Here is a 21342-nt window from a genome sequence, read left to right as displayed (position 1 = left end):
CAGCAGTCTGACCGCAAATGAAACCCTTGCGATCTATCAGAAACGATGGCCCGTAGAAGAATTTCACAAATCACTCAAGCAAAATGCCTCTCTTGGGAAGTCGCCTGCCAGTACACCTGCATGTCAGATCAAACACATTCTCTGTTCATTCTACGGACATATCAAGCTGGAAAAATTGAAAATCATCCGCAAGGAAAATCACTTTGCGATGCGAACAAAGATGTATATCGCCGCTCTTAAAACTTCATACGAGGAATTACAAAGGCTGAGGCAGCAATCCGAGAATTTTCAAAACTCTGCCGCGTAAGGTCAGTTATAATTTTAGGTGACCCTGGTGCTGGGAAAAGTACGTTGTTAAGGGCCATCGCTTTATCTTCAATCAATGCAGATGAGCGTCTCTCGGAAGTAAGGCTCCCCGAATTTTTTCCAATGTATGTTGAGTTACGTAGATATAGTGAGTTTGGAAGCGATGAATATGACATAGAACAATATTTCTGCTCTATTTATGGTGATAGTGATTTTTTCTCTGTTATGCATTGGTTATTAGAAAACGGGCGTGTGTCAATATTACTTGACGCTTTTGATGAAGTTCCATTAGAATTACAAGGTAAAGTATCTGATAGAATAAAGGAAATTCAGCGTAAGTATCCAAAATGTCCGCTAATAGTCAGTAGTAGAATTGGAAACAATAGAACTATACCCTCTTTGAGTATTTTTGAGATCGCAGACTTTAGTTATGAAGAGAGAACGAGTTATATCAATAAGTGGTTTGAGTCACAGAATAAATCCAATCAGTCCCAATCTTTAGATAATATTATTAACATTCAGAGTGGTTTAGATGAAATAACCACTAATCCTCTTCTTCTGTCTTTAATTTGCATTTTATTCACGAGAGATCTTGAGATACCAAATCGGAGAGCTGCGATATATAGGCGGTGTATTGATTTATTGATAAGAGAGTGGGATACAGAAAGATTTTTCCGTCGCAAGGGTGAATTTAGTGGCGTAGATGACGAGATGAAAATAAGAATAATCTCGGAGATCGCGAATTATTATATGGAAATTCACGAGAGATATGCTGAGTCGCGTTCTATTCAGCCTAAAGTAAAAGAAATTTTGGACAAGTATGAAATCGATGCCACATCGGTAAAGGATTTCCTAGATGAAATATTTAGCCATCATGGTCTAATTGTTAGGGCTGGTCACGGGCTTTATGGTTTCTCTCACTTGACCTTTCAAGAATATTTGACTGCTAGATATTATGTACACAATAATCTGATTAAAGAACTAATTGAGAAGGTCAAGAGAGATGAAAAATGGAAGGAAACATTCATACTTGCTATGGGCGAAGTAGCTAATGCTATCGGAGCAATTGACATAATTCACGAAGACAAGAAGATTAGTGTGGATAGTAAATTGGAATATATATCAACTATATTGTCTGCATCTAAAGCGACAATAGTACCCGATGATAGAGTTAGAGTGGTAGATTTGGTTGCAAATCTAGCTTACAAAGCGTTGTCTAGGCATGAGATTTTACAAGTAAACTTGACAAAAGATAAAGCAGATATCATTAGGCTCATACGTAACTCTGAAAAGACTAGTGGAGCTGAATACATAGGCAACTCATGCGAAGTATTTAAAATAAAAGGGGAATTTGAGTTTGACCATACAACTATATATATAAATGAATGTAGAAAGCGATCATGGTTTCAAGGGAAAATTAAAGAACTTAAAATCCATACTGACGGAGATATTGTAAAATTAATTGATCTCCTCTTGTCTGATAGGAGATATTATATTTGTGAATTTTTCTCACATGAATATTATATTTTAATTTCTGAGATAGATAACGGCTCAGATATACTTGATATTACGGATTTTATAGGTCAAACTGAGATATCTATTGAGGAAGACCCTAATTCATCTATAGATGTAGATTGGGATCGTTGAAATTCAAATTTCTAGATAGCTCAAAGCCTGTGCTTGGGCGTGGTGGGGCTGGGGTTGGGCGGTGGGGCTGGGGCGGTGGAGCTGCGTAAACCCCTCTGCTTTGCAGCTCTGCGAGTCCGGCCCTACGGGCCACCTCCCCTTAGAAGGGAGGCTTTGGGACGCCACCCACACGGCGTTTCCAGCGCTTTTTGGCTCCCTTTTAAGGAGAGCTGGCGGCGAAGCCGACTGAGGGGTTATCCCCGGCATAAGCTAAGGCCATGCGCGAGAACTACACCCGCAAACTGGCCCCAAGAGCGCGGGAGCTGCGAAACGGGCAGACCCCCGCCGAGCGCAAATTGTGGTTTGAATTTCTGCGAACCTACACGGTCAAGTTCCGCCGTCAAGTCCCCTTTTTGGGCTACGTGCTGGATTTCTACGCGCCCTCTTTGCGGCTGTGCATCGAACTGGACGGCAGATCGCATGATTCGGCAGAAGCGCAGGCATACGACGCCGAGCGTTCGCGGGTGTTGGTGGGGGCCGGGGTGCGCGTGCTGCGTTACGGGAATGCGGAGGTGGAGGGGAACTTTGCGGGGGTGTGCGTGGGGATTGTGGGGGCGTGTGGTGGGGATTACAGAAGCACGCCGTCTTAAAGCCGAGTCAAAGGCTCGTCCCCTCATACAACCCGTCCAGCGTCATTTCCACGTCCACGCAGGGCAGCCGGAGTGTTCCAGCGTCCTCGACATACTGTTCGCTCCAGCCGTCGCCCTCGCGGGTGTACAGCCGGGCGGCGCGGGTGGCGGTGTCCACCATCAGATACCCCTGAAGGCTGGGCAAAGCCGTGTACTCGGAGAGCTTCTGACCCCGGTCTACCACCTGCGTACTCTGGCTCAGCACCTCGACGATAAAACACGGACTGCTGCAATATCTGGCGTCGTCGGCCATGTCCTCGCAGGTCAGTACGGCGTCAGGGTAGTAGTAGCGCGTGCCCCTGGCCTGGATTCGCACGCGCATATCGCTGGCATAGACTTTGCACCCCTGGCGCAGCGCGGGACGGTGCAGGGCAGCAATTAGGTTCGTGCCGATCAGCCCGTGCCTGCTCAACGCTCCAGCCTGGGGGTTCGGGGTGTCCTCGCCGTGCAGGGCGTACACGAGGCCGTCAACGTACTCACGCTTGAACGGACTGTGTACCTCCGTGCGGAGGTAATCTGCCTCGCTGATTTTCTGGAGGGCCGAACTGGTCATGGGGGTAGTTTACTTCGCGTTGCTGTGAGCCAGCAGCATTACAGCGGCACATTCCGGTAAATCGCATCCACAGACAGCGACACGTCCAGACACGGCAACTGCACTGACTCGTCCACCGCTTCCAGTTGCCAGCCCTGCGCGGTGCGGCGGTGGAACATGACCCCCTTCCGCTCGCTGTCCACCAGCAGATAGCCCTGCAAGCTCTCCAGCCGCTGATAGTCGCTGGCCTTGAAGGTCTCGTCCACCGCGCGGGTGCTGGCACTCAGAATTTCGACGATCAGGCAGGGCTGGGTTTCGATTTCACCGTCTGACCCTGAATGACAGACCACCACGACATCCGGCAGGTAATACCGGGGCCGTCCATCCCGGTAGATACGAACCTTGAGGTCACTGACGTAGGTTGAGCAATTCCTCGCATCAGCCGCAGGAATAAACACCCGTTGAATGTTGGTGGAAATGGTGTTGTGCGGCCTGCTGGCTCCTGCCTGGGCATAGATAAAGCCGTCCACGAATTCCCATTTGGCGTCCCGTGGGCCGTCCCAGCGCAGGTATTCCTCTTCCGTCATGGTCTGGTAGGCGGGTTCGGTCATGGGAACAGTCTACTTCGGCCCTGAGATACGCAAGACGCCATCGTCAAAGACATCAAAAGAGCGCGGCGGTGGGAATGGCTCCCACACGCCGCGCCCCAGTGGCCGGACTTACCTTGTCTTAGGGTCCAGCGCGTCGCGCAGGCCGTCACCAAACAGGTTGAAGGCCAGGCTGAACATGATGATGAAGGCGGCGGGGAAGACCAGCACGTACCAGTACTCGGGCTTCAGCCACGCGCGGGCAAAGTCCACCAGTTGGCCCCATTCAGAATACCCCGGCTCGAAGCCCAGGCCCAGGAAGCTCAGGGCGGCGACACTCAGGGGAATGGTGGCCAGGTCCAGCACCGAGATGGTGAACACGGTGGTCACGCTGTTGGGAATGATGTGCTTGAGGATCATTCGCATGTCGCGTGCGCCCAGGCCACGGGCAGCGTCCACGTATTCCAGTTGGCGCGTCTTGAGCACGTCGCCCCGGATCACGCGGGCGTACCCGGCCCAGCCTGCCACCGAATACGCGAAGATGATCGGCCACGTCGGGTCACCTCCCGGATTCTTGGCCCGCAGAATGGTCAGGATCACCACCGTGAGGACCAGGCCCGGCATGGAAAACAGCACGTCGATGAGCCGCTGGATCAGGTTGTCGATCCAGCCGCCGTAAAAGCCGCTGATGGCCCCCAGCATCACGCCGATCACCAGGGTGATGCCCACGATGGTAAAGGCCATTTTCAGGGCGGTGCGCGTGCCCCAGACCAGACCGTAAAAGATGTTGTAGCCGTTGACGGTGCCGAACGGTGCGGTGGCCCCAGGAATCGAATTGGGCGGCGCGGGTTCCTGCGCGAAGCTGAGGCGCTGGATCTTGTAGCAACTGGGCGGGGGCGTGAACACGGCTTTCCAGAACGGCGCGCCCAGCGGGTTGTACACCTGATTCTGGGTGGTCATGCCCAGGTCGCGCAGGCAGTTGCCGGTGGGTTTGGCCACCAGCGGCGCGAACAGCGCCATCAGGGCGAACAGCAGCGTGATGATCAGACCGCCGATGGCCAGCGGGTTGCGCCGCATCTTGCGCATGGCCGGGCCGGTCCAGAACATCTGAAAAGCGCCGCGTTTCTCGATGGCGATGGGGGCAGAGGAAGTGGTGGTCATGTGGTCCTCCTGACAGGATTGAGGCGGGGCATCAGAAGAACCTCACGCGGGGGTCGAGAACGCCGTACAGCAGGTCTACCGCCGTACTCATGATGACCACCAGCAGCGCCGAGAGCAGGGTAAAGCCCATGACTCCGGCGATGTCCAGTTGCAGCGCGGCCTGCACGAACCACTGCCCGATGCCGGGGTAGGCAAAGATGGTCTCGGTGATGATCGAGCCGCCCAGCAATCCGATCACCAGAAAGCCGCCCAGGGTCACGATGGGCAGCAGCGCATTGCGGCGGGCGTGTTTGCCGTTGACCACCTTGGAGGACAGCCCCTTGGCGCGGGCGGTGCGGACGTAATCGCTGGTCAGCACTTCCAGCATGCTGTTGCGCATCACCTTGACCAGATTGGCGCTCAGCACGACCAGCAGTGTCACGGCGGGCAGGATCATATGCCGCAGCGCGTCCCAGGCGATGTCCCAGCGCCCGTTCAGCGCGGCGTCCACGGTCATCATGCCGGTGTATCGTGTCAGGTCGCCCACCGCGAACTGGTTGATGATGTCCAGTTGCCCCGCGCCGGGCAGCCAGCCCAGATACGCGTAGAAGACCGCCAGCAGGACGATCCCCAGCACAAATGTGGGCAGGCTGTAGCCGAACACCACCACCACCCGCAGGATCTGATCGATCAATTTGTCCTTGTGCAGCGCACTCAGCGTGCCCAGCCAGATCGAGATCAGCAGGATGGGGACCGCCGTGACCAGCGCCAGTTCGATGGTGTTGGGCAGGCGTTCGGCGATGGTGGCAGTTACGTCCTTGTTGCTGGCCTTGGAATAGCCCAGGTCGCCCTGGATGACGTTGGAAAACCAGCGCCCGTACTGCACGGGAAAGGGATCGCGCAGACCACGTTCGTCGATGATCTGCTCCAGGCGGGCGGCCTGTTGCTCGCTGCGGATGTACGGCGCGGCGCGCTGTTCAGGGGTGAGCAGTTGGGTCAGGCCGATCACGATGACCGAGAGGATCAGCATGACCAGGGGAATCTGAACCAGCCGTCGAAGAGTGAAATTCAGCATGGGGGCCTCGTTGGTTGCGGGAGAGAGGGGGTCTTCGCTCTGAAACCAGGGTCAAAAACCGCTGTGAGAGGCCGTGAATGTGGTCTTTGCATCTGAGGGACGCAGTTTACATAACGGGGGGGCAAAGGGGAAGCGGGGGGGCAACCTTCATTCTGGCTGCCCCGCCCGCTCTCACCACGCTCCAACGGTTTTGCCCGTCTGGCGTTTACTTCTTGGTCAGTCCCTTCCAGTACAGCGAGGTCATGGGGTTGAAGGTGGCCTTGGTCAGCCCCTCACCGGTCACGCGGCTGCTGTGGAACTGGTAGGCCACAGGTGCAGGAACCAGGATGTACGGGGCCTGCTCGTAGGCGCGGTTGCCCACCAGGCTGTACAGGCGGTTACGCTCTGCGGCGTTGATGGTGCTGCGGGCCTGCTTGAGCCACTTGTCCACGCTGGCGTCCTTCCAGTTGGCGCGTGGGCTGTAGTAGCCGTCGCTGGCGTAGAAGGTGTACATGAAGTTGTCCGCGTCGGCGTAGTCCGGTGCCCAGCCGATCAGGATCATGGCTTCCTCACCCTTGCGGGAGTCGGCCAGCATTTCGGACCACTGCTTGGACTGGATGTTCACGCGGAACTTGGGGTTGATGGCTTCGATGTTCTTCTTGAGGATTTCCATCGCGGTCTGCGAGGCAGGGGTGTTGGCGCGGTAGTTGGCCGTCAGCACGAAGCCGTTCTTCCAGAGCTGACCGCCCCAGGCCGTCTTGAAGTACTGGGTGGCCTTGGCGGCGTCGAAGGTGTACTTCTTGACCTTGGAGTCGTAGCCGGGGAAGCTGTCGGGCATCAGCACGGTGCGCTGCATGCCCTTGCCCTTCTGCACGTCTTTGATGTAGCCCTGGTAGTCGAAGGCGTAGGAGAAGCCCCGGCGCACGTTGACGTCACTGAAGAAGTTCGGGGGGATGCCCTTGCCGTCCAGCTTGCCGCTGCCCAGCAGGCTGCTGCCCTTGCCGCCGATCTTCTCGTTCATGAAGATGGCCGTGGCGGTGGTGTTGGGCAGGTCGTCCACCCAGGTCACGCCGGGCTTGCCCTTGATCTGTGCCTCGTCCACGGCGCGGCCCGCACCTTCGATCAGGTCGGCGTCACCGCGCAGCAGCGCCTGCTGACGGGCGGCCAGTTCCGGCACCTTCTGACGGATCACGTTCTTGATGCTGGGCTTCTCGCCCCAGTAGCCGTCGAAGGCCTGGAGCAGGTGGTTGTTGGCGTCGGCGCGCACCAGCTTGTAAGGGCCGGTTCCGCTGGGCTTCTTGCTCAGTTCGCTGCCGGTCAGGTCCTTGCCGATCCAAGTCTTCCAGGTGGCTTCGGTGCCGTCCCACTCGCCAATCTTGGCGCTGTAGGCTTTTTCGACGATGGCCATGCCGGTGTAAGCCAGTTTGGACAGGAAGGCAGGATCGACGGCGGCCAGCGTGAAGACGAGCTGCCCGGCGCTGTTGCACTCCACGGACTTGTCGATCTTGGCCCAGGTGACGGTCTTGTCGTCGGCGGCGTTGCTCTGGGTGCCGGTCAGAGGCTCGGCGATAAACCAGTTGCCGCTCGCGCCGCTGTTGGTCACCAGGTTGCGCTCGAAGGTGTACTCGGCGTCATTGCAGGTCATGGTTGCGCCGCTGTGGAACTTGACGTTCTTGCGCAGGTCGAAGGTGTAGGTCTTGCCGCTGTTGCTGGGGGTCCACTTGGTGCCCAGCAGGGGGATGAGTTTGGTCAGGCTGGCCCCGTCATAGGTGATCAGCGTTTCGTAGATGTTGTCCACGATGGCCGAGGACGAGGTGTCGTAGGTGACGCCGGGGTCCATCGTCGGCACGTCGCCAGCCGACTGGATGACCAGCGTATCGGCGGGGGACGCGGCCAGCGCGGCAGAAACGAGGAGCAGTGAGCTGAGGACGGCAAACTTTTTCGCGGTTTTCTTCATGGAGCCTCCTGAAAGGGGTTGACGGGTAGGGTGGACCGATACGGCTGTGCTGATACCAGGAACGCAAAGCGCGAAACGGCCCGGCCTGTCACCTGTCTAGTGTTTGAACGCGCGCATCATAGCGTAGGTCATCCGGCTTAGTGTGAACTGGGCCAGCATCTGCTGAAGGTGCGGGGCGCAGGCGCGCTGTGCCCGTGCCAGGAGGAAGAAAGGTCCGTGCCAGGAGGGGGAAATCCAGCCCGCAATTGTGTGGAAGATGGACTGGCACCATACACCGGCTTCACTCGACTCTTTCTGGTATCCGCACATGGACGTATCTGGATCAGTGCAGCCCTCCTGTCCGTTTTCCCGCCACAGGACAGGCCCGGAACAGCCGCTCCACGCACCTTCTCAGAAGCGGACTGTTACCCTGGGGGCCATGTCGCGTCTCTTCCCCTTGTTGTCTCCGCGTTTTCTCCTGGCGGGTCTGGCGCTGGCCGCCACCTCATGCGCCCCGCGCGTCACCCTGCCACAGACCCAGATCGGCTCCGGTGTCAGCGTCAACGGACGGCTGCTGACCGTTACGCTGGTCAATCTCGGCCCGCATGATCTGCTGCTGAAAAACGATTGCCCCCGGCCTTTCAGTCTCAGCGTGCTGGACATGGGCAAGACCGGGCAGCCGGACCTGAAGTACGGGCAATTCCAGGTGTGCGTGGCCTCGTACCTGCCGCCCGCGCCGTGGAACATTGGCGAGCGTATTCAGGCCGTGGTGGAATTCCCGCAGGAAACGGGTATCCGCACCCTGGAAGCCCAGGCCAGCGTCAACGTCAAGCTGGCCTCCGACGGCACCGGGGCCGACGGCTTCCGCACCATTCAGGTCAAGGTTCCGGCGTTTCAGGTGGATATTCGGTAACCCCTCACCCGCCGCTGGCGCGGCACCCTCTCCCCTGCGGAGAGGGTCAACAGCGCAAGGGATTCAGCGTTCCCGCCCATTCAGAACGGGCAGCAAAAAGCCCCTCTCTGTAGGGGAGAGGGGTTGGGGGTGAGGGGTCTCTTTCCTCTACGCCATCTGCAACGGACTGCTCAGCGCCGCTGCCTGCGGTTCCAGCCGGGGGATTTCCGGGAGCGGCTGCCCGTCCGCGCCCACGATCTGGCCGTAAAGCATGTGTGGGGTGCTGTGGCCGATCAGCACCGGATACACGCCCGCGCCGTCTGCGCCGATTGCCCTGGGCACCACGGTGGGGTGGTTGCCGCGCGTGTGACCTTCCAGAAAGCCCTCGCTGTGGGCGTCGCCGCGCAGCAGGACTTCCTGCACGGTGCCGACTTTCGTGGCGTTGCGCAGCTTGCTCCATTCCTTCTGCTTCACGATCAATCGTTGCAGGCGTTCGGTCTTCAGCTCGCGCGGCAGGTCCTCGAAGTGCTTGTAGCTGGGCGTGCCGGGGCGCGGCGAGTAGATGAACATGTAGGCGCTGTCGTAGCCCACCTCGTCGTACAGGCTCAGCGTCTCCTGAAAGTCTTCCTCGGTCTCGCCGGGAAAGCCCACGATGATGTCGGTGGCGAGGACCACGTTCGGCAGGTGCTTTTTAATGGCGGCGATGTGGCCCAGGTACGTCTCACGGCTGTATTCGCGGGCCATGCGGCGCAGCACGCGGCTGCTTCCGCTCTGCACCGGCAGATGCACGAAATCGCAGACGGCGGGCGTTTCGGCCATCGCGGCGGCCACGTCCTCGGTGAAGTTCATCGGGTGGCTGGTGGTGAATTTGATGCGGCGCACGCCACTCTTACCCACCAGTCGCAGCAGGTCAGCAAACGAGGGGTAGCCGGCCAGCCTCGCGCCGCCGTCCACACCGTAAGCATTGACGTTCTGGCCCAGCAGCGTGACTTCCTGCACCCCTGCCGCCAGTTGCAGGTCCAGCTCGCGCAGGATGTCGTCCGGCGAGCGACTGACCTGTGGGCCGCGCGTGGTGGGCACGATGCAGTAGGTGCAGTGGTGATCGCAGCCGCGCATGATGGTCAGGTGCGCCTGCAACTTGCCCTGCGGGGAGGGCGGAATGTGTTCGTGCAGCTCGTCCTTGAATTGCAGGCCCCAGAAGCGCCCGTTGCTCTCCAGCGCCGCGCCGATGTCCAGCAGACTCCCTGGTCCCAGCAGCACGTCCACTTCAAACTTGCGGGCCATCTGCTGACCCTCTTCCAACTGGGCGAGGCAGCCCATCATGCCCACCACCAGGGGGCGCTGGGATTTGACCTTGCGGAGTTGCCCCAGCAGGCTGCGGACCTTGTCCACCGGCTTGCCGCGCACCGCGCAGGTGTTGACCAGCACGAAATCGGCCTCGTCGATGCTGTCCACCAGATCCGCGCCGAAGCTGACCAGTTGCGACTGGACCAGGTGCGAGTCGTATTCATTCATCTGACACCCGTAGGTGATCATGTGTGCCTTCATGTTTTCAGTTCTCCTCTCGGCCTGACAGATGGATTCTGCGGCCTTTCTCTGCACCCCAGGCGGGCGCGACGCCAGAGTGTAGCGCGTGGTGGCCATTTCCAGGCTGCGGGTGCCGACTGGAGTACCGACTGGGAAACAACAGTCCCTGCACCCTTCGGCTGACGTGCCTTACGGGCGCAGGCGTTAGGATGCCCCGATTTTTGCCCGCTTCATCTCCCTCGCCCCGCCTTCGCCGTTAGGATGTATACGTGACCGACCCGACCCGCGCCCCACTGCCCCACCCCATCTCGCCCGCATTGCTGCCGCCCGCCACCCGCCATCCCTGGACGCCACTGCTGCTGGCCTTGATCGCGCTGGCGCTGATTCCGGCGCTGCTGCTGACCTTCGGACGCGTGCAGTACGAACAGGCCCAGAAGACGGCGGCGCTGGTCATGGATTACCCGGCGCTGGTGATCCAGGCCCGCCGCTATGGCCTGGAGCCGCAGGCGCTGCTGGATAAGTACAAGGCGTTGGGGGTCAACGGTCTGGCACTGTACGAGGACACCATTGCCAGCCTGGAACAGCGCGGCGAGGTATACCTGAAAAACGGCTCCGATCTGGCGGCGGACTTTCCGGGGCAGGGAATCAGGACCAACGCGGTGTACATGCGCGCCTCGACCCCGGCCATCGCCGAGGAACTGCGGAACCGCTACACCATTCCCACCCGCGAAGTCCAGATCGGGGGCCAGAGCTGGGTCGAGTGGCCCTCTGACCCGCGCTTCCTGCCTGCCGGGCCGGATACGGCAGCGGTGAACGACTTCAAAAAGCAGGGGCTGGTGCTGGTCTACCGCCCCTACCAGGACGCCGCAATTCCCACCGCGAAGGTGGGTGCGGACTGGCCGGACGTGCCGTTCATCGCCTTTACCGGCGACGAGGTCATCGGTTCACGTACCCCCGAACTGCTGGCGCAGGTGGATAAGGCGCTGGGCCAGCGGCTTCCGGCGATCATCGAGGGCAACATTCAGGAGGGGCTGGCCGAACTGGTGGAAACGCACGGCGGGGTGCGTCTGTTCGCGCTGGCCCCCAGCTACCAGAACAAACTGGAGCCGCTGGACGTGGCCAGCAAGTACAACCTGGCCGCCCGCGAGCGCGGCATGCGGCTGCTGTACCTGCGCCCCTACCCCACCGTCAACGAGACCGAGGCCATGCTGGGCCGCACCCAGGAACTGCTGGGGCGCTCCGGCGTGAAGCTGGACACGCCGCAGGTGGGCATCTTCGCGCCCAGCCCGCTGCTGAAGGCGCTGAGTATGGTCGGTCCGCTGGCCGCGCTGCTGCTGCTGGGCCTGAGCTTCCCACTCGCGCGTCTGGGGGTGATCGCCGTTGCGGGCGTCACGGTGCTGGCCTTTGGCCTCAATCTGTTGCAGCCCTTCGAGAGTGCGGCGCTGCTGTCCGCCGTGGCCTTTCCGGCGCTGGGACTGGTGCTGCGACGCTCGAAGGTCACCGACTGGTTTCTGGCGACCGGCCTGTCGCTGGTGGGCGTGCTGTTCGTGTCCGCGCTGGGGGCCAGCCGCGAAAGCACGCTGGGCCTGGAACCCTTCCGGGGCGTGGGCTTGACGCTGCTGCTGCCGCTGATCCTGGTGGGCCTGAGTTTCCTGCCGCGCCAGGACATCCGCAAGACGGCTGCCGATATTTACGCCGCCCCGATCCGGCTGGGCGACGTGGCCGTGATGGCGCTGGGTTTTGTGTTGCTGTCCCTGGTCTATGAGAGGCGCGGCAATGCCACGGGCGGTTCGGCCAGCAACTTCGAGGCGTCGTTGCGGCGCGAGGTGCAGGACTCGATCATCCGCCCACGTTTCAAGGAGATCGCCACGCACCCGCTGGCGTTGCTGGGCCTCAGCGGCACCCTGCCCGGCTACTTCAGCGGCCTGCTGATCCTGGCCGGGGTGGTGGGGCAGTCCAGCATCCTGAACACCTTCTCGCACTTTCACACGCCGCTGCTGATCAGCGCGGCCCGCGTGTTCATCGGACTGGGCCTGGGCCTGTTGCTGGGCGGCGTCGCCATCTGGGCGCTGAGATATGGCATGGGACTGTGGAAAACCTATGGTGCGCCGCGCGCCGCTGCCGGTTCCAGGGGGCAGGCGTGAGCCGCCGCGTGGCCGTCAGCGGCTATTACGGTTTTGGCAACACGGGCGACGAGGCCATTGCGCTGGCGATCACCCGTGAGGTCAAGAAGCGTGGCCTGACTCCGCTGCTGCTCTCCAATACGCCGCAGGAATCGGCCCAGACTTACGGCAGCGAGGCGGCGGCGCGCATGAAACCCCTGCCGCTGCTCTCGGCGGTGGCCCGTTCCAGCGTGCTGCTCAGCGGGGGCGGCGGTCTGCTTCAGGACAAGACCAGCGCCCGTACCCTGAGCTATTACCTGGGCGTGGTCCGGCTGGCCCGAATGATGGGCAAGCGCGTGGTGATCTTCAACCAGAGCGTTGGTCCCCTGTCGCCGGAAGGCGGGCGCAGGGTGGCCGCCGCGCTGGCGGGCCTGCGGATCATCGTGCGAGACGCAGGCAGCCTGGAAACCCTGGAAGGGCTGGGCCTGAAGGGCGAACTGGGCGGTGATCCGGCCCTGCTGCTGTCGCCCACGCCAGATCTAAACCGTGACCTGCAAAGCGTGATCATCGCTCCGCGCGGCGACGTGAAGGAGGCGCTGGAATCCCTGCAACAGGTCACGGTGCAGCTTCGCCGCGCTGGGCGGCACGTCACGGCCCTGAGCTTCATGCCGGACCACGACGACGCGGCGGCGCACGCCCTGGGGGCAAACCATGTGGTCAGCACCCGCGATCCGCAGACCGCGCTGGACACCATCGCCCGCAGCGGTTACGTGATCGGCGTGCGCCTGCACGCCCTGATTCTGGCCGCCGCCGCCGGAACACCGTTTTCCGGTATCGCCTACGATCCCAAGGTCCAGGGCTTCTGCACCGATGCGGGCGCACCCAGCCATCCGCTGCCCCCGGTTTCCCCGACGCTGGTGGAGGAGGCGGTTCGCCGCGTTACTCCCGACTGGAATGCCATCGAGGACATGAAACTGCGCGCCTCTCACAGCTTCAGCCGGGCGCTGAATTAGGGATCAGGGTTTTAAACCCTCGGTTTGATGTAGGCCGCCAGTCCCGCCAGTGCGCTGGTCAGCACGGCCAGCCCCAGGGCACGCGCAAAATTGGTCAGGGTGCCCAGGCCGAGTTGAGCGCTCAGGGCATGTTCCAGGCTGCCCACCGAACGCAGCCACAGCGGCGCGCCGGACCCCAGCGATGCGAAAGCCCCCAGGGTCAGCGTCGCCAGTCCCAGCACGAAGGCGATCAGGACCACGGTCAGAATCCAGGCCAGGGCGCGCATCAGTGCTGCGTTCTCAAGTGGCTGTCCTGTGGTCTGTCGGTCATCGGGCGCATTCTATTCAAAGTGACCTGCCGGACAGCGAAAAAATTCACACCCCTCCACCCCCTCCAGGTGGCTGTGTACCCTGTGGGCGTGAGCCTGCCTGCCCGTATCCGTGTCACCCGCCCGCCGCTGCCGCTGGCCCCGGCCCTGCGCGCCGCCGCCGCCCGCCTGTGTCCAGATGCCCCGCTGGACAGTCTCGATACCGCCGCTCTTGCCATCGCAGGGGGAGCCGTGATTGGCGCGTACCTGCGGTGGGACGGGGAAGAGGTGCAATTCCTGGAAACCGGCTGGCGTGGGCGGGGCATCGAGGAAGCGCTGGCGCGGGCAGTGGCCGGGGAAAGTTGAGGCAATCTCTCTTTGCCCCGCTTTTCTCTTGATCTCTTTTCTCAGTCTCTTCCTAACGCCCGTTAGGCCCGCGCGTGGCATCATGGCCCCACACGGAGGCCACAGCGCATGAGCGATCAACACACACCCAAGCTGGACGCCTGGAAGGCGCTGGCCCGCAAGGACCTGAAGGGCGCGGAGCCAGAAACGCTGAACCGCACGACGCCCGAGGGCCTGATTCTGAAAGCGCTCTACACCCGCGCCGATCTGCCTGAAGACGGCGGGGCCGACACCCTGCCCGGACTTTCTCCCTACACGCGCGGCCCCCGCGCCACCATGTACGCCGCCCGCCCCTGGACCATCCGGCAGTACGCGGGCTTTTCCACCGCCGAGGCCAGCAACGCCTTCTACCGCCGCAATCTGGCCGCCGGGCAAAAGGGCCTGTCTGTGGCCTTTGACCTGGCGACGCACCGGGGCTACGACTCCGATCACCCGCGCGTGGTGGGTGACGTGGGCAAGGCCGGAGTCGCCATCGACAGCGTGGAGGACATGAAACTGCTGTTCGACGGCATTCCGCTGGACCAGATGTCGGTGTCCATGACCATGAACGGCGCGGTGCTGCCGATTCTGGCCGGATACATCGTGGCCGGGCAGGAGGGCGGGGCGGGGCTGGACCAGCTCTCGGGGACCATCCAGAACGACATTCTCAAAGAGTTCATGGTCCGCAACACCTACATCTACCCGCCGGAGCCGTCCATGCGGATCGTCGCGGACATCATCGCCTACACCGCCGAGAAGATGCCGCGCTTTAATTCCATCTCCATCAGCGGCTACCACTTGCAGGAGGCCGGGGCAAACGCCGCGCTGGAGCTGGCCTACACCCTGGCAGACGGCCTGGAATACGTGCGGGCCGCGCTGAAGAAGGGGCTGGACGTGGACGCCTTCGCCCCGCGCCTGTCGTTCTTCTTCGCCATCGGCATGAACTTCTATACCGAGGTTGCCAAGCTGCGCGCCGCCCGCCTGCTGTGGGACGAGATCATGGCGGGCTTTGGTCCCAAAAACCCGATGAGCCGCGCGTTGCGAACCCACTGCCAGACCTCCGGCTGGTCCCTGACCGAGCAAGACCCGTACAACAACGTCGTGCGGACTGCCGTTGAGGCGATGGCGGCGGTCTTTGGCGGCACCCAGAGCCTGCACACCAACGCCTTTGACGAGGCGATTGGCCTGCCCACCGAGTTCTCGGCCCGGATTGCCCGCAATACCCAGTTGCTGATTCAGGAAGAAACTGGGATTCCCGACGTGGTGGACCCCTGGGGCGGCTCATATCTGATGGAACGCCTGACCTACGATCTGGCCGAGAAGGCGCGTGAGCTGATGCACGAGGTGGAAGAACTGGGCGGTATGGCGAAGGCCATTGAGGCCGGGATTCCCAAGCTCCGCATTGAGGAAAGTGCGGCCCGCAAACAGGCCCGCATTGACCGGGGCGAGGACGTGATCGTGGGCGTCAACAAGTACCGCCTTCAGGAGCAGACGCCCGTGGAGTTGCTGGACATCGACAACGACGCCGTGCGCGAATCCCAGATTGCCCGGCTGAACCGGGTCAAGGCCGAGCGTGACCCGGAGGCGGTCAAGGTGTGTCTGGACGCGCTGGAAAACGCCGCCCGCAACGGAGACGGCAACCTGCTGGCCCTGTCGGTGGAGGCCATGCGCGCCCGCTGCACGGTGGGCGAAGTGTCGGATGCGCTGGAGCGGGTCTGGGGCCGCCACAGCGCCGAGGTCCGCACCCTCAGCGGCGTGTACGCCCAGGGTTACGCCGGGGACGAGGGCTTCGCCGCGTTGCAGGGCGACATCGAAGCCTTTGCCGAGGCCGAGGGCCGCCGCCCGCGCATGCTGGTGGTCAAGATGGGCCAAGACGGCCATGACCGGGGCGCGAAGGTCATTGCCACCGGATTCGCCGATCTGGGCTTCGATGTGGATGTGGGACCGCTGTTCCAGACCCCCGACGAGGCCGCGCGGCAGGCGGTGGAAAACGACGTGCATGTGATCGGCGTCAGTTCCCAGGCGGCGGGGCACAAGACGCTGATTCCGCAGTTGATCGCCGCACTCAGGGAGCAGGAGGCAGGAGATATTCTGGTGATCGCGGGCGGCGTGATTCCCCAGCAGGATTACGCGGCGCTGCGGGCGGCGGGCGTGGCGGGCATCTTCGGCCCTGGAACGCCGATTCTGACCAGTGCGCGGGAGGTTCTGCGGCTGTTGAACGAGCGGAACGGGCAAGCGGTTTGAAGCCCGCCCTCGCCCCCCTCCTGTCCGACTCTTCCATCCCAATCCTATGGCCCACCCACTAGCCGCCCCTCTCCTGTCCGGCAGTCGCCGCGCGCTGGCCCGCGCCATCACCCTCAGCGAGTCCACGCGCGCCGATCACGAGGCCGAAGCACAGGCTTTGCTGTCGGAAGTCGCGCCGCACGCCGGGCAGTCCATCCGGGTGGGGCTGACCGGGGTGCCGGGGGTGGGCAAATCCACTTTCATTGAGGCGCTGGGCATTCATCTGGCCGATGCGGGTCACAAAGTCGCCGTGCTGGCCGTGGACCCCAGCAGCGCCCGCACGGGGGGCAGCATCATGGGCGACAAGACGCGTATGCCCCGGCTGACCGTTCACCCTAACGCCTACATCCGTCCCAGCCCGGCCAGCGGAAATCTGGGCGGCGTGGCGCGGCGCACCCGCGAGGCCATCACGCTGTGCGAGGCGGCGGGTTACGACGTGGTGCTGGTGGAAACCGTGGGCGTGGGCCAGAGCGAGACGCAGGTGGCCGCCATGACCGATCTGTTCGTGCTGCTCACGCTGCCCAACGCCGGGGATGAGTTGCAGGGCATCAAGCGCGGCATCATGGAACTGGCCGACGTGTGCGTGGTGAACAAGGCCGACAGCGATCCGAAAGCAGCAATCCGCGCCCAGACCGAGTTGCGCGCCGCCCTGAACCTGCTGACCCCACACGATGCCCCCTGGCGGCCCCGCTCCCTGCGTGCCTCTGCCTTGACGGGTGAGGGCGTGCCGGAAGTGTGGAACGTGGTGCTGGAATACGTGCAGGAGGTCAATCTGGAAGTTAGACGCCGCACCCAAACCGCCCAGTGGTTTGATGAATTGCTGCGTGAGACTGCGTGGCGAGTGTTCCGAAGTGGATTGGACCCGCGAAAGCTCCAGAGTCTGCGTGCCGATGTGGAAGCGGGCAGACTGACGGCAATTCAGGGTGTGGCCGCGCTCACGGCTGACTGAGGCCCGTTTCCGTCGCGGCTGCGCTTGGTTTTCCCGGCGATACCCACGGGTTGCCCCGAATCAGAAACCGCCAGGGCAACTCCGCGCCCCGGCGCAGGCCCACGCGCGAGGTGATCTCGACTTCCGAATCCGGCAGCGCCTCACCCGGCACGATGTAGAAGGCGGGACCATCAATCGGCTGACCCTTCAATTCCCCAGTCAGCCCCAGCGCCGTGACCAGTTTGGCGGGGCCGTTGCTCAGGTCAATCGGGCGTTTAACGGGGCGGAGTTCTCGCATCCGGTCCTCGCCCAGCAGCGGCTGTACGGCGCGGATCAGGATGGACGCCTGCACGCCCACGGGCCGACAGGTGATGTTCAGCAGCGCCTGTTTATAGGCGGAATGGAAGTACACGCGGCCCGGTTCGCCGCCCATTGCCGCCGCCGCGCCGGGCAGCCGGGCAACCACATGGCAACTGGGATCGCGCGGGCAATCGTAGCCCTCGGTCTCCACGATGCGGGCGGCCAGCACTGTGCCATCTGGCAGCACACGCACCAGTGCCGCGCCGATCAGTTCGCGGGCCACCTTCACCGGATCGCCCGCGAAGAAGTTGGGGGTTAGGGCGTGGGCGTGGTCCGTATCTGGCGCGTCCAACAACATGGCCGCAGAGTAGGGGAGGGGCGCGGTAGCCTCTGCCAGCGGGCTTACGCAATTGGCCATCTCTCAACGTTCCCTAATGCCCCTACCACTCTGGGGGCCGTCTGCCGGGCCTAGCCTGAAGACATGACACAGAATGAGAAGACGAACGGAGGCCAGATCACCGAGCGCATCGCCAGGAACCTCAGAGAGCGTGTGGATCAGGGCGGCGAACACCTTCAGGTCAAGGACGTCAATGGTGAGCATGTGGGCACCGTGGACCATCTGGACGGCGACAGGGTCAAGCTGACCAGGAACGATAGCAGCGACGGACAGCACCATTACGTCGCGCTGACCCAGGTGGAAAGCATGGACGACGTGGCCGTCTACCTGAACATCACCCGCGAAGAGGCCATGAAGTAACCCCAGTTTTAAGAGTGGGCGGCGGAGTTGATCTGCCGCCTTTTTTCATGCCGTCAGACTTTTGGCTCCGGTATTGGAAACACTTCCAACCAGACCGTATGCTGACAGGCAATGATGCCATCCTCGCTATTGACCACGGAACAGGCCCAGCGGCTGCGGCTGGCCTTCGACGACGACCGGGACGCCGAGACCTTTTTCCTGCGGCTGGAGCGATACGGCCCCGAACTGCTGGACAGCCTGCGCGCCGTGTATCTGGAGCGCGCCGACGGTCTGCTGGAACGCCTGCTGGAGATCATGCTGCACGCCTACCACACCCGCCCCGCCGATCTGAGGCGGCTGGACGAGGCCCGGCTGCTGTCGCCGGACTGGCTGCAATCGCCGAATATGGTGGGCTACGTGGCCTACGCGGACCGCTTCGCCGGAACCCTGCGCGGCGTGCAGGAACATGTGGAGTATCTGGACACGCTGGGCGTCACCTACCTGCACCTGATGCCGCTGCTGCGCCCGCGCGAGGGCCAGAATGACGGCGGCTACGCGGTGGCCGATTACCGCTCGGTGCGCCCGGACCTGGGCACGATGGACGACCTGTCGGCACTGGCGCGTGATCTGCGGGGCCGGGGCATCAGCCTGGTTCTCGATCTGGTCCTCAACCATGTGGCCCGTGAACACGAGTGGGCCGAGAAAGCTCGTGCGGGCGAGGACCGGTACCGCGACTACTTCCACCTGTTCGCAGACCGGGTGTTGCCAGACGCCTACGAGGCCACATTGCCCGAGGTTTTCCCCGACTTTGCCCCCGGCAACTTCACCTGGGACCCTGAATTGGGAGAGGGGCACGCGGGCGAGGGCGGCACGGGCGGCTGGGTCTGGACCACCTTCAACACCTACCAGTGGGACCTGAACTGGGGCAATCCCGACGTGCTGGCCGAATTCGTGGACATCATCCTGAATCTGGCGAACCGGGGAGTGGAGGTCTTCCGGCTGGACGCCATCGCCTTCATGTGGAAGCGGCTGGGCACCGACAGCCAGAACCAGCCGGAAGTGCATCACCTGACCCGCGCCCTGCGTGCGGCGGCGCGCATCGTGGCCCCGGCGGTGGCCTTCAAGGCCGAGGCCATCGTGGGGCCGGGCGACCTGATCCACTACCTGGGAACGGGCACGCACCACGGCAGGGTCAGCGACATGGCCTACCACAACAGCCTGATGGTGCAGTTGTGGAGCAGCCTCGCCAGCCGCGACACCCGCCTGATGGAAGAGGCGCTGCGGGCCTTTGCTCCCAAGCCCACGAACACCACCTGGGGAATGTACGTGCGCTGCCACGACGATATCGGCTGGGCCATCAGCGACACCGACGCGGCGCGTGTGGGCATCAGTGGGCCGGGCCACCGCGCTTTCCTGAGCGACTTCTACAGCGGCGAGTTTCCCGGTAGCTTTGCGCGGGGGCTGGTCTTCCAGTTCAATCCGGCCACCGGGGACCGGCGCATCAGCGGCTCGGCGGCCAGTCTGGCCGGGCTGGAAACGGCGCTGGAGGGCGGGGATGAGGCCCTGATCCGACTGGCGGTGGGACGGCTGCTGCTGCTGCACACGGTCATCCTGGGCTTCGGCGGGGTGCCTCTGCTGTACATGGGCGACGAACTGGCCCTGACCAACGACGACGGGTACGCCGACACCCTCGAACACGCCGCCGACAACCGCTGGGTCCACCGCCCGCGCATGGACTGGGCGCTGGCGCAGGAGGTCCGGGACCACCCCGACACCCCCGCCGGGCAGGTCAATGCTGGGTTGCGCTGGCGCATCGCTGTCCGCAAAGGGCTGCCGCATCTGCACGCCTCCATCGAGAGCCGCGTGATCGCCAGCCCCGATCCGCGCGTGCTGATGTTGCGCCGGGATCATCCGCTGGGCGCTTTGCTGGAGGTCTACAATTTCAGCGAGGAACGCGTGGTGCTGCCCGCCTACGTGCTGCGCGGCCACCTGGGAGACGACGCCCACGACGCCCTGAGCCGCAGCGCCTTTCACCTGACCCGGCCCACGGTGACCCTGGACCCCTACCGCGCGTTGTGGTTGACTGCGCCAGAGGTGAACGCATGACCGATCCCAAAACGCCGCCCGGAAGCGGGACTTCGGGCAAGAGGCCAGGACGCACCAGCGTTCCCACCGAGGCCCTGCTGCGCGCCGTGCGCGACGCTTCTGAACGCCTGATCCGCTTTTCCCGTGACCCCGAAGTGCGCCGCGAGGCCGGAAACGTGGCGCAGGCCGTGGGCAAATTGCTGGACGCCATTCGCAGATCGGGGGCCGGGAAGGGGCGGTAGGGTGGGGGAAACCAGCGCCGTCAGGGCAGAACTTCAGGTGATGCCAAAACCCGATCAGATCGTTTGCGGGAACGGTTTAATCCGAGCGGACTCGAGTAGGAGCAGGATGACTTCCGGGTGTGGAGTGAACGAAGTGCCCCTCCCTTCCGGTTTGTTGACGAAACTCATGGAATGCGTACTGAGGGCGTGGTGGCGCTGTCTCAGGAATTCCAGGGCCGCGCTGCCACGCTTAAAGCATTTGTCAAAAGAGCTGTTTACTTTTGATCGAACGGAGTGAGCGAATTAAAAAGAGGATTTGGGAGGATAGACGCAGCAGAAGTCTTTTTTTCCACGGTGGCAAAATCAGCTTGCTAGAATCTGATCATTATGGCCCGTCAATATCGCCGTCACGCACCAGACCGAGAAGAAGCGCTGCACCGATTGGCTCCGGTCTGCCCGATCTGTGGCGAGTTTGCCCCACTTGACTACCAGAACAGCCGTTCGCTCATCGGGATGCAGGAACAGGTGAGGTATGTCCTCAAAATCCGCCGCTGTCAACATGAAGTATGCCCGTGGTTCCGTAAGCCACTTCGTCCAGAAGCAGAAGGCCGTTTGGCGCTGCCGTACAGCGAATATGGCTTCGACGTCCTGGCTTTCATCGGTCAGGAACGCTTCGCGTTCCACCGCACTGTTCCCGAAATCCACACCCTCTTG

The 21342-nt window shown here is 62.1% G+C and carries 19 protein-coding genes and 2 pseudogenes; 13 read left to right on the top strand and 8 right to left on the bottom strand.

The features are described from left to right. The 3 genes and pseudogenes from Q319_RS28330 to Q319_RS0116430 form a co-directional block, all read left to right on the top strand. Nucleotides 1-307 (top strand): annotated as a pseudogene (locus tag Q319_RS28330) (hypothetical protein); the annotation flags it as partial. Further along, the gene (locus Q319_RS26355; RefSeq protein WP_081846103.1) at nucleotides 247-1953 is read left to right on the top strand and encodes an NACHT domain-containing protein; all 1707 of its coding nucleotides are present in this window, start codon (nucleotides 247-249) and stop codon (nucleotides 1951-1953) included. The pseudogene Q319_RS28330 and the gene Q319_RS26355, both read left to right, overlap by 61 nt. 257 nt (nucleotides 1954-2210) lie before the next feature. Next, entirely contained in the window at nucleotides 2211-2582 is a 372-nt protein-coding gene (locus Q319_RS0116430) for an endonuclease domain-containing protein (protein ID WP_029483552.1), read from the top strand. Between the two features lie 7 nt (nucleotides 2583-2589). On the opposite strand, the gene Q319_RS0116425 is transcribed toward Q319_RS0116430, so the two are convergent. From Q319_RS0116425 to Q319_RS0116405, 5 genes are all read right to left on the bottom strand, one after another. Next, the gene (locus tag Q319_RS0116425; RefSeq protein ID WP_029483551.1) at nucleotides 2590-3174 is read right to left on the bottom strand and encodes a Uma2 family endonuclease; all 585 of its coding nucleotides are present in this window, start codon (nucleotides 3172-3174) and stop codon (nucleotides 2590-2592) included. A gap of 38 nt (nucleotides 3175-3212) precedes the next feature. Next, nucleotides 3213-3764 (bottom strand): Uma2 family endonuclease, encoded by a 552-nt coding sequence (locus Q319_RS0116420; protein ID WP_029483550.1) that lies wholly within the window; start codon nucleotides 3762-3764, stop codon nucleotides 3213-3215. 108 nt (nucleotides 3765-3872) lie between these two features. Continuing rightward, entirely contained in the window at nucleotides 3873-4901 is a 1029-nt protein-coding gene (locus Q319_RS0116415) for an ABC transporter permease (RefSeq protein WP_029483549.1), read from the bottom strand. Nucleotides 4902-4932: 31 nt separating this feature from the next. Beyond that, the gene (locus Q319_RS0116410; protein ID WP_029483548.1) at nucleotides 4933-5955 is read right to left on the bottom strand and encodes an ABC transporter permease; all 1023 of its coding nucleotides are present in this window, start codon (nucleotides 5953-5955) and stop codon (nucleotides 4933-4935) included. A 205-nt stretch (nucleotides 5956-6160) separates the two neighbouring features. After that, nucleotides 6161-7891, bottom strand: coding sequence for an ABC transporter substrate-binding protein (locus Q319_RS0116405; protein ID WP_029483547.1), 1731 nt, complete (start codon nucleotides 7889-7891; stop codon nucleotides 6161-6163). Nucleotides 7892-8309: 418 nt separating this feature from the next. On the opposite strand from Q319_RS0116405, the gene Q319_RS0116395 reads away from it, so the two are divergent. After that, on the top strand, nucleotides 8310-8783 hold the full coding sequence (locus Q319_RS0116395; protein WP_029483545.1) for a hypothetical protein: 474 nt from the start codon (nucleotides 8310-8312) through the stop codon (nucleotides 8781-8783). A gap of 147 nt (nucleotides 8784-8930) precedes the next feature. On the opposite strand, the gene miaB is transcribed toward Q319_RS0116395, so the two are convergent. Next, nucleotides 8931-10310: a tRNA (N6-isopentenyl adenosine(37)-C2)-methylthiotransferase MiaB gene (gene miaB / locus Q319_RS0116390; RefSeq protein WP_029483544.1), complete on the bottom strand. Its 1380-nt coding sequence runs from the start codon at nucleotides 10308-10310 to the stop codon at nucleotides 8931-8933. 248 nt (nucleotides 10311-10558) lie between these two features. On the opposite strand from miaB, the gene Q319_RS0116385 reads away from it, so the two are divergent. Continuing rightward, nucleotides 10559-12433 (top strand): DUF5693 family protein, encoded by a 1875-nt coding sequence (locus tag Q319_RS0116385; RefSeq protein ID WP_245619304.1) that lies wholly within the window; start codon nucleotides 10559-10561, stop codon nucleotides 12431-12433. Further along, on the top strand, nucleotides 12430-13404 hold the full coding sequence (gene csaB, locus Q319_RS0116380; protein ID WP_029483542.1) for a polysaccharide pyruvyl transferase CsaB: 975 nt from the start codon (nucleotides 12430-12432) through the stop codon (nucleotides 13402-13404). The genes Q319_RS0116385 and csaB overlap by 4 nt, the downstream gene beginning before the upstream one ends. An 11-nt stretch (nucleotides 13405-13415) precedes the next feature. Here the strand turns inward: csaB and Q319_RS0116375 are convergent, their stop codons facing one another. Beyond that, entirely contained in the window at nucleotides 13416-13670 is a 255-nt protein-coding gene (locus Q319_RS0116375) for a hypothetical protein (protein WP_029483541.1), read from the bottom strand. 132 nt (nucleotides 13671-13802) lie between these two features. Here Q319_RS0116375 and Q319_RS0116370 point away from each other — a divergent pair, with 132 nt between their 5' ends. The 3 genes from Q319_RS0116370 to meaB all read left to right on the top strand — a co-directional run bounded on the left by Q319_RS0116370 (nucleotide 13803) and on the right by meaB (nucleotide 17307). Next, a complete protein-coding gene (locus tag Q319_RS0116370; RefSeq protein WP_034415509.1) occupies nucleotides 13803-14057 on the top strand; it encodes a hypothetical protein in 255 nt (84 codons plus the stop codon). Nucleotides 14058-14165: 108 nt separating this feature from the next. Then, a complete protein-coding gene (gene scpA / locus Q319_RS0116365) occupies nucleotides 14166-16319 on the top strand; it encodes a methylmalonyl-CoA mutase (RefSeq protein ID WP_029483539.1) in 2154 nt (717 codons plus the stop codon). A gap of 46 nt (nucleotides 16320-16365) precedes the next feature. Beyond that, a complete protein-coding gene (gene meaB, locus Q319_RS0116360; RefSeq protein WP_034415499.1) occupies nucleotides 16366-17307 on the top strand; it encodes a methylmalonyl Co-A mutase-associated GTPase MeaB in 942 nt (313 codons plus the stop codon). On the opposite strand, the gene Q319_RS0116355 is transcribed toward meaB, so the two are convergent. Next, nucleotides 17294-17944 carry a DNA-3-methyladenine glycosylase gene (locus tag Q319_RS0116355; RefSeq protein ID WP_029483537.1) on the bottom strand — a complete coding sequence of 217 codons (651 nt, stop codon included), beginning with the start codon at nucleotides 17942-17944 and terminating at the stop codon, nucleotides 17294-17296. The genes meaB and Q319_RS0116355 overlap by 14 nt on opposite strands. A gap of 123 nt (nucleotides 17945-18067) precedes the next feature. Here Q319_RS0116355 and Q319_RS24725 point away from each other — a divergent pair, with 123 nt between their 5' ends. The 4 genes and pseudogenes from Q319_RS24725 to Q319_RS27290 all read left to right on the top strand — a co-directional run. Further along, entirely contained in the window at nucleotides 18068-18343 is a 276-nt protein-coding gene (locus Q319_RS24725) for a DUF2171 domain-containing protein (protein ID WP_029483536.1), read from the top strand. A gap of 114 nt (nucleotides 18344-18457) precedes the next feature. Beyond that, complete coding sequence (locus Q319_RS0116345; RefSeq protein WP_029483535.1) at nucleotides 18458-20428, top strand: alpha-amylase family protein; 1971 nt, start codon at nucleotides 18458-18460, stop codon at nucleotides 20426-20428. Continuing rightward, nucleotides 20425-20649, top strand: a complete 225-nt coding sequence (locus Q319_RS0116340) for a hypothetical protein (RefSeq protein WP_029483534.1) — start codon at nucleotides 20425-20427, stop codon at nucleotides 20647-20649. The genes Q319_RS0116345 and Q319_RS0116340 overlap by 4 nt, the downstream gene beginning before the upstream one ends. Nucleotides 20650-21015: 366 nt before the next feature. Beyond that, a pseudogene (locus Q319_RS27290) lies at nucleotides 21016-21342 on the top strand (hypothetical protein); the annotation flags it as partial.

It is taken from the genome of Deinococcus marmoris DSM 12784 (genome assembly GCF_000701405.1).
GTDB lineage: Bacteria > Deinococcota > Deinococci > Deinococcales > Deinococcaceae > Deinococcus > Deinococcus marmoris.
The sequence above is the reverse complement of the archived record's forward strand: the minus strand, read 5'-3'. Positions and strand labels throughout refer to the sequence as shown.

What these genes read in the sequence shown, in the direction of transcription:
- Q319_RS0116430 (WP_029483552.1), top strand. Translation starts at nt 2,211, where the DNA reads ATGCGCGAGAACTACACCCGCAAACTGGCCCCAAGAGCGCGGGAGCTG.
- Q319_RS0116425 (WP_029483551.1), bottom strand. Translation starts at nt 3,174, where the DNA reads ATGACCAGTTCGGCCCTCCAGAAAATCAGCGAGGCAGATTACCTCCGC.
- Q319_RS0116420 (WP_029483550.1), bottom strand. Translation starts at nt 3,764, where the DNA reads ATGACCGAACCCGCCTACCAGACCATGACGGAAGAGGAATACCTGCGC.
- Q319_RS0116415 (WP_029483549.1), bottom strand. Translation starts at nt 4,901, where the DNA reads ATGACCACCACTTCCTCTGCCCCCATCGCCATCGAGAAACGCGGCGCT.
- Q319_RS0116410 (WP_029483548.1), bottom strand. Translation starts at nt 5,955, where the DNA reads ATGCTGAATTTCACTCTTCGACGGCTGGTTCAGATTCCCCTGGTCATG.
- Q319_RS0116405 (WP_029483547.1), bottom strand. Translation starts at nt 7,891, where the DNA reads ATGAAGAAAACCGCGAAAAAGTTTGCCGTCCTCAGCTCACTGCTCCTC.
- Q319_RS0116395 (WP_029483545.1), top strand. Translation starts at nt 8,310, where the DNA reads ATGTCGCGTCTCTTCCCCTTGTTGTCTCCGCGTTTTCTCCTGGCGGGT.
- miaB (WP_029483544.1), bottom strand. Translation starts at nt 10,310, where the DNA reads ATGAAGGCACACATGATCACCTACGGGTGTCAGATGAATGAATACGAC.
- Q319_RS0116375 (WP_029483541.1), bottom strand. Translation starts at nt 13,670, where the DNA reads ATGCGCGCCCTGGCCTGGATTCTGACCGTGGTCCTGATCGCCTTCGTG.
- scpA (WP_029483539.1), top strand. Translation starts at nt 14,166, where the DNA reads ATGAGCGATCAACACACACCCAAGCTGGACGCCTGGAAGGCGCTGGCC.
- meaB (WP_034415499.1), top strand. Translation starts at nt 16,366, where the DNA reads ATGGCCCACCCACTAGCCGCCCCTCTCCTGTCCGGCAGTCGCCGCGCG.
- Q319_RS0116355 (WP_029483537.1), bottom strand. Translation starts at nt 17,944, where the DNA reads ATGTTGTTGGACGCGCCAGATACGGACCACGCCCACGCCCTAACCCCC.
- Q319_RS24725 (WP_029483536.1), top strand. Translation starts at nt 18,068, where the DNA reads ATGACACAGAATGAGAAGACGAACGGAGGCCAGATCACCGAGCGCATC.
- Q319_RS0116345 (WP_029483535.1), top strand. Translation starts at nt 18,458, where the DNA reads ATGCCATCCTCGCTATTGACCACGGAACAGGCCCAGCGGCTGCGGCTG.
- Q319_RS0116340 (WP_029483534.1), top strand. Translation starts at nt 20,425, where the DNA reads ATGACCGATCCCAAAACGCCGCCCGGAAGCGGGACTTCGGGCAAGAGG.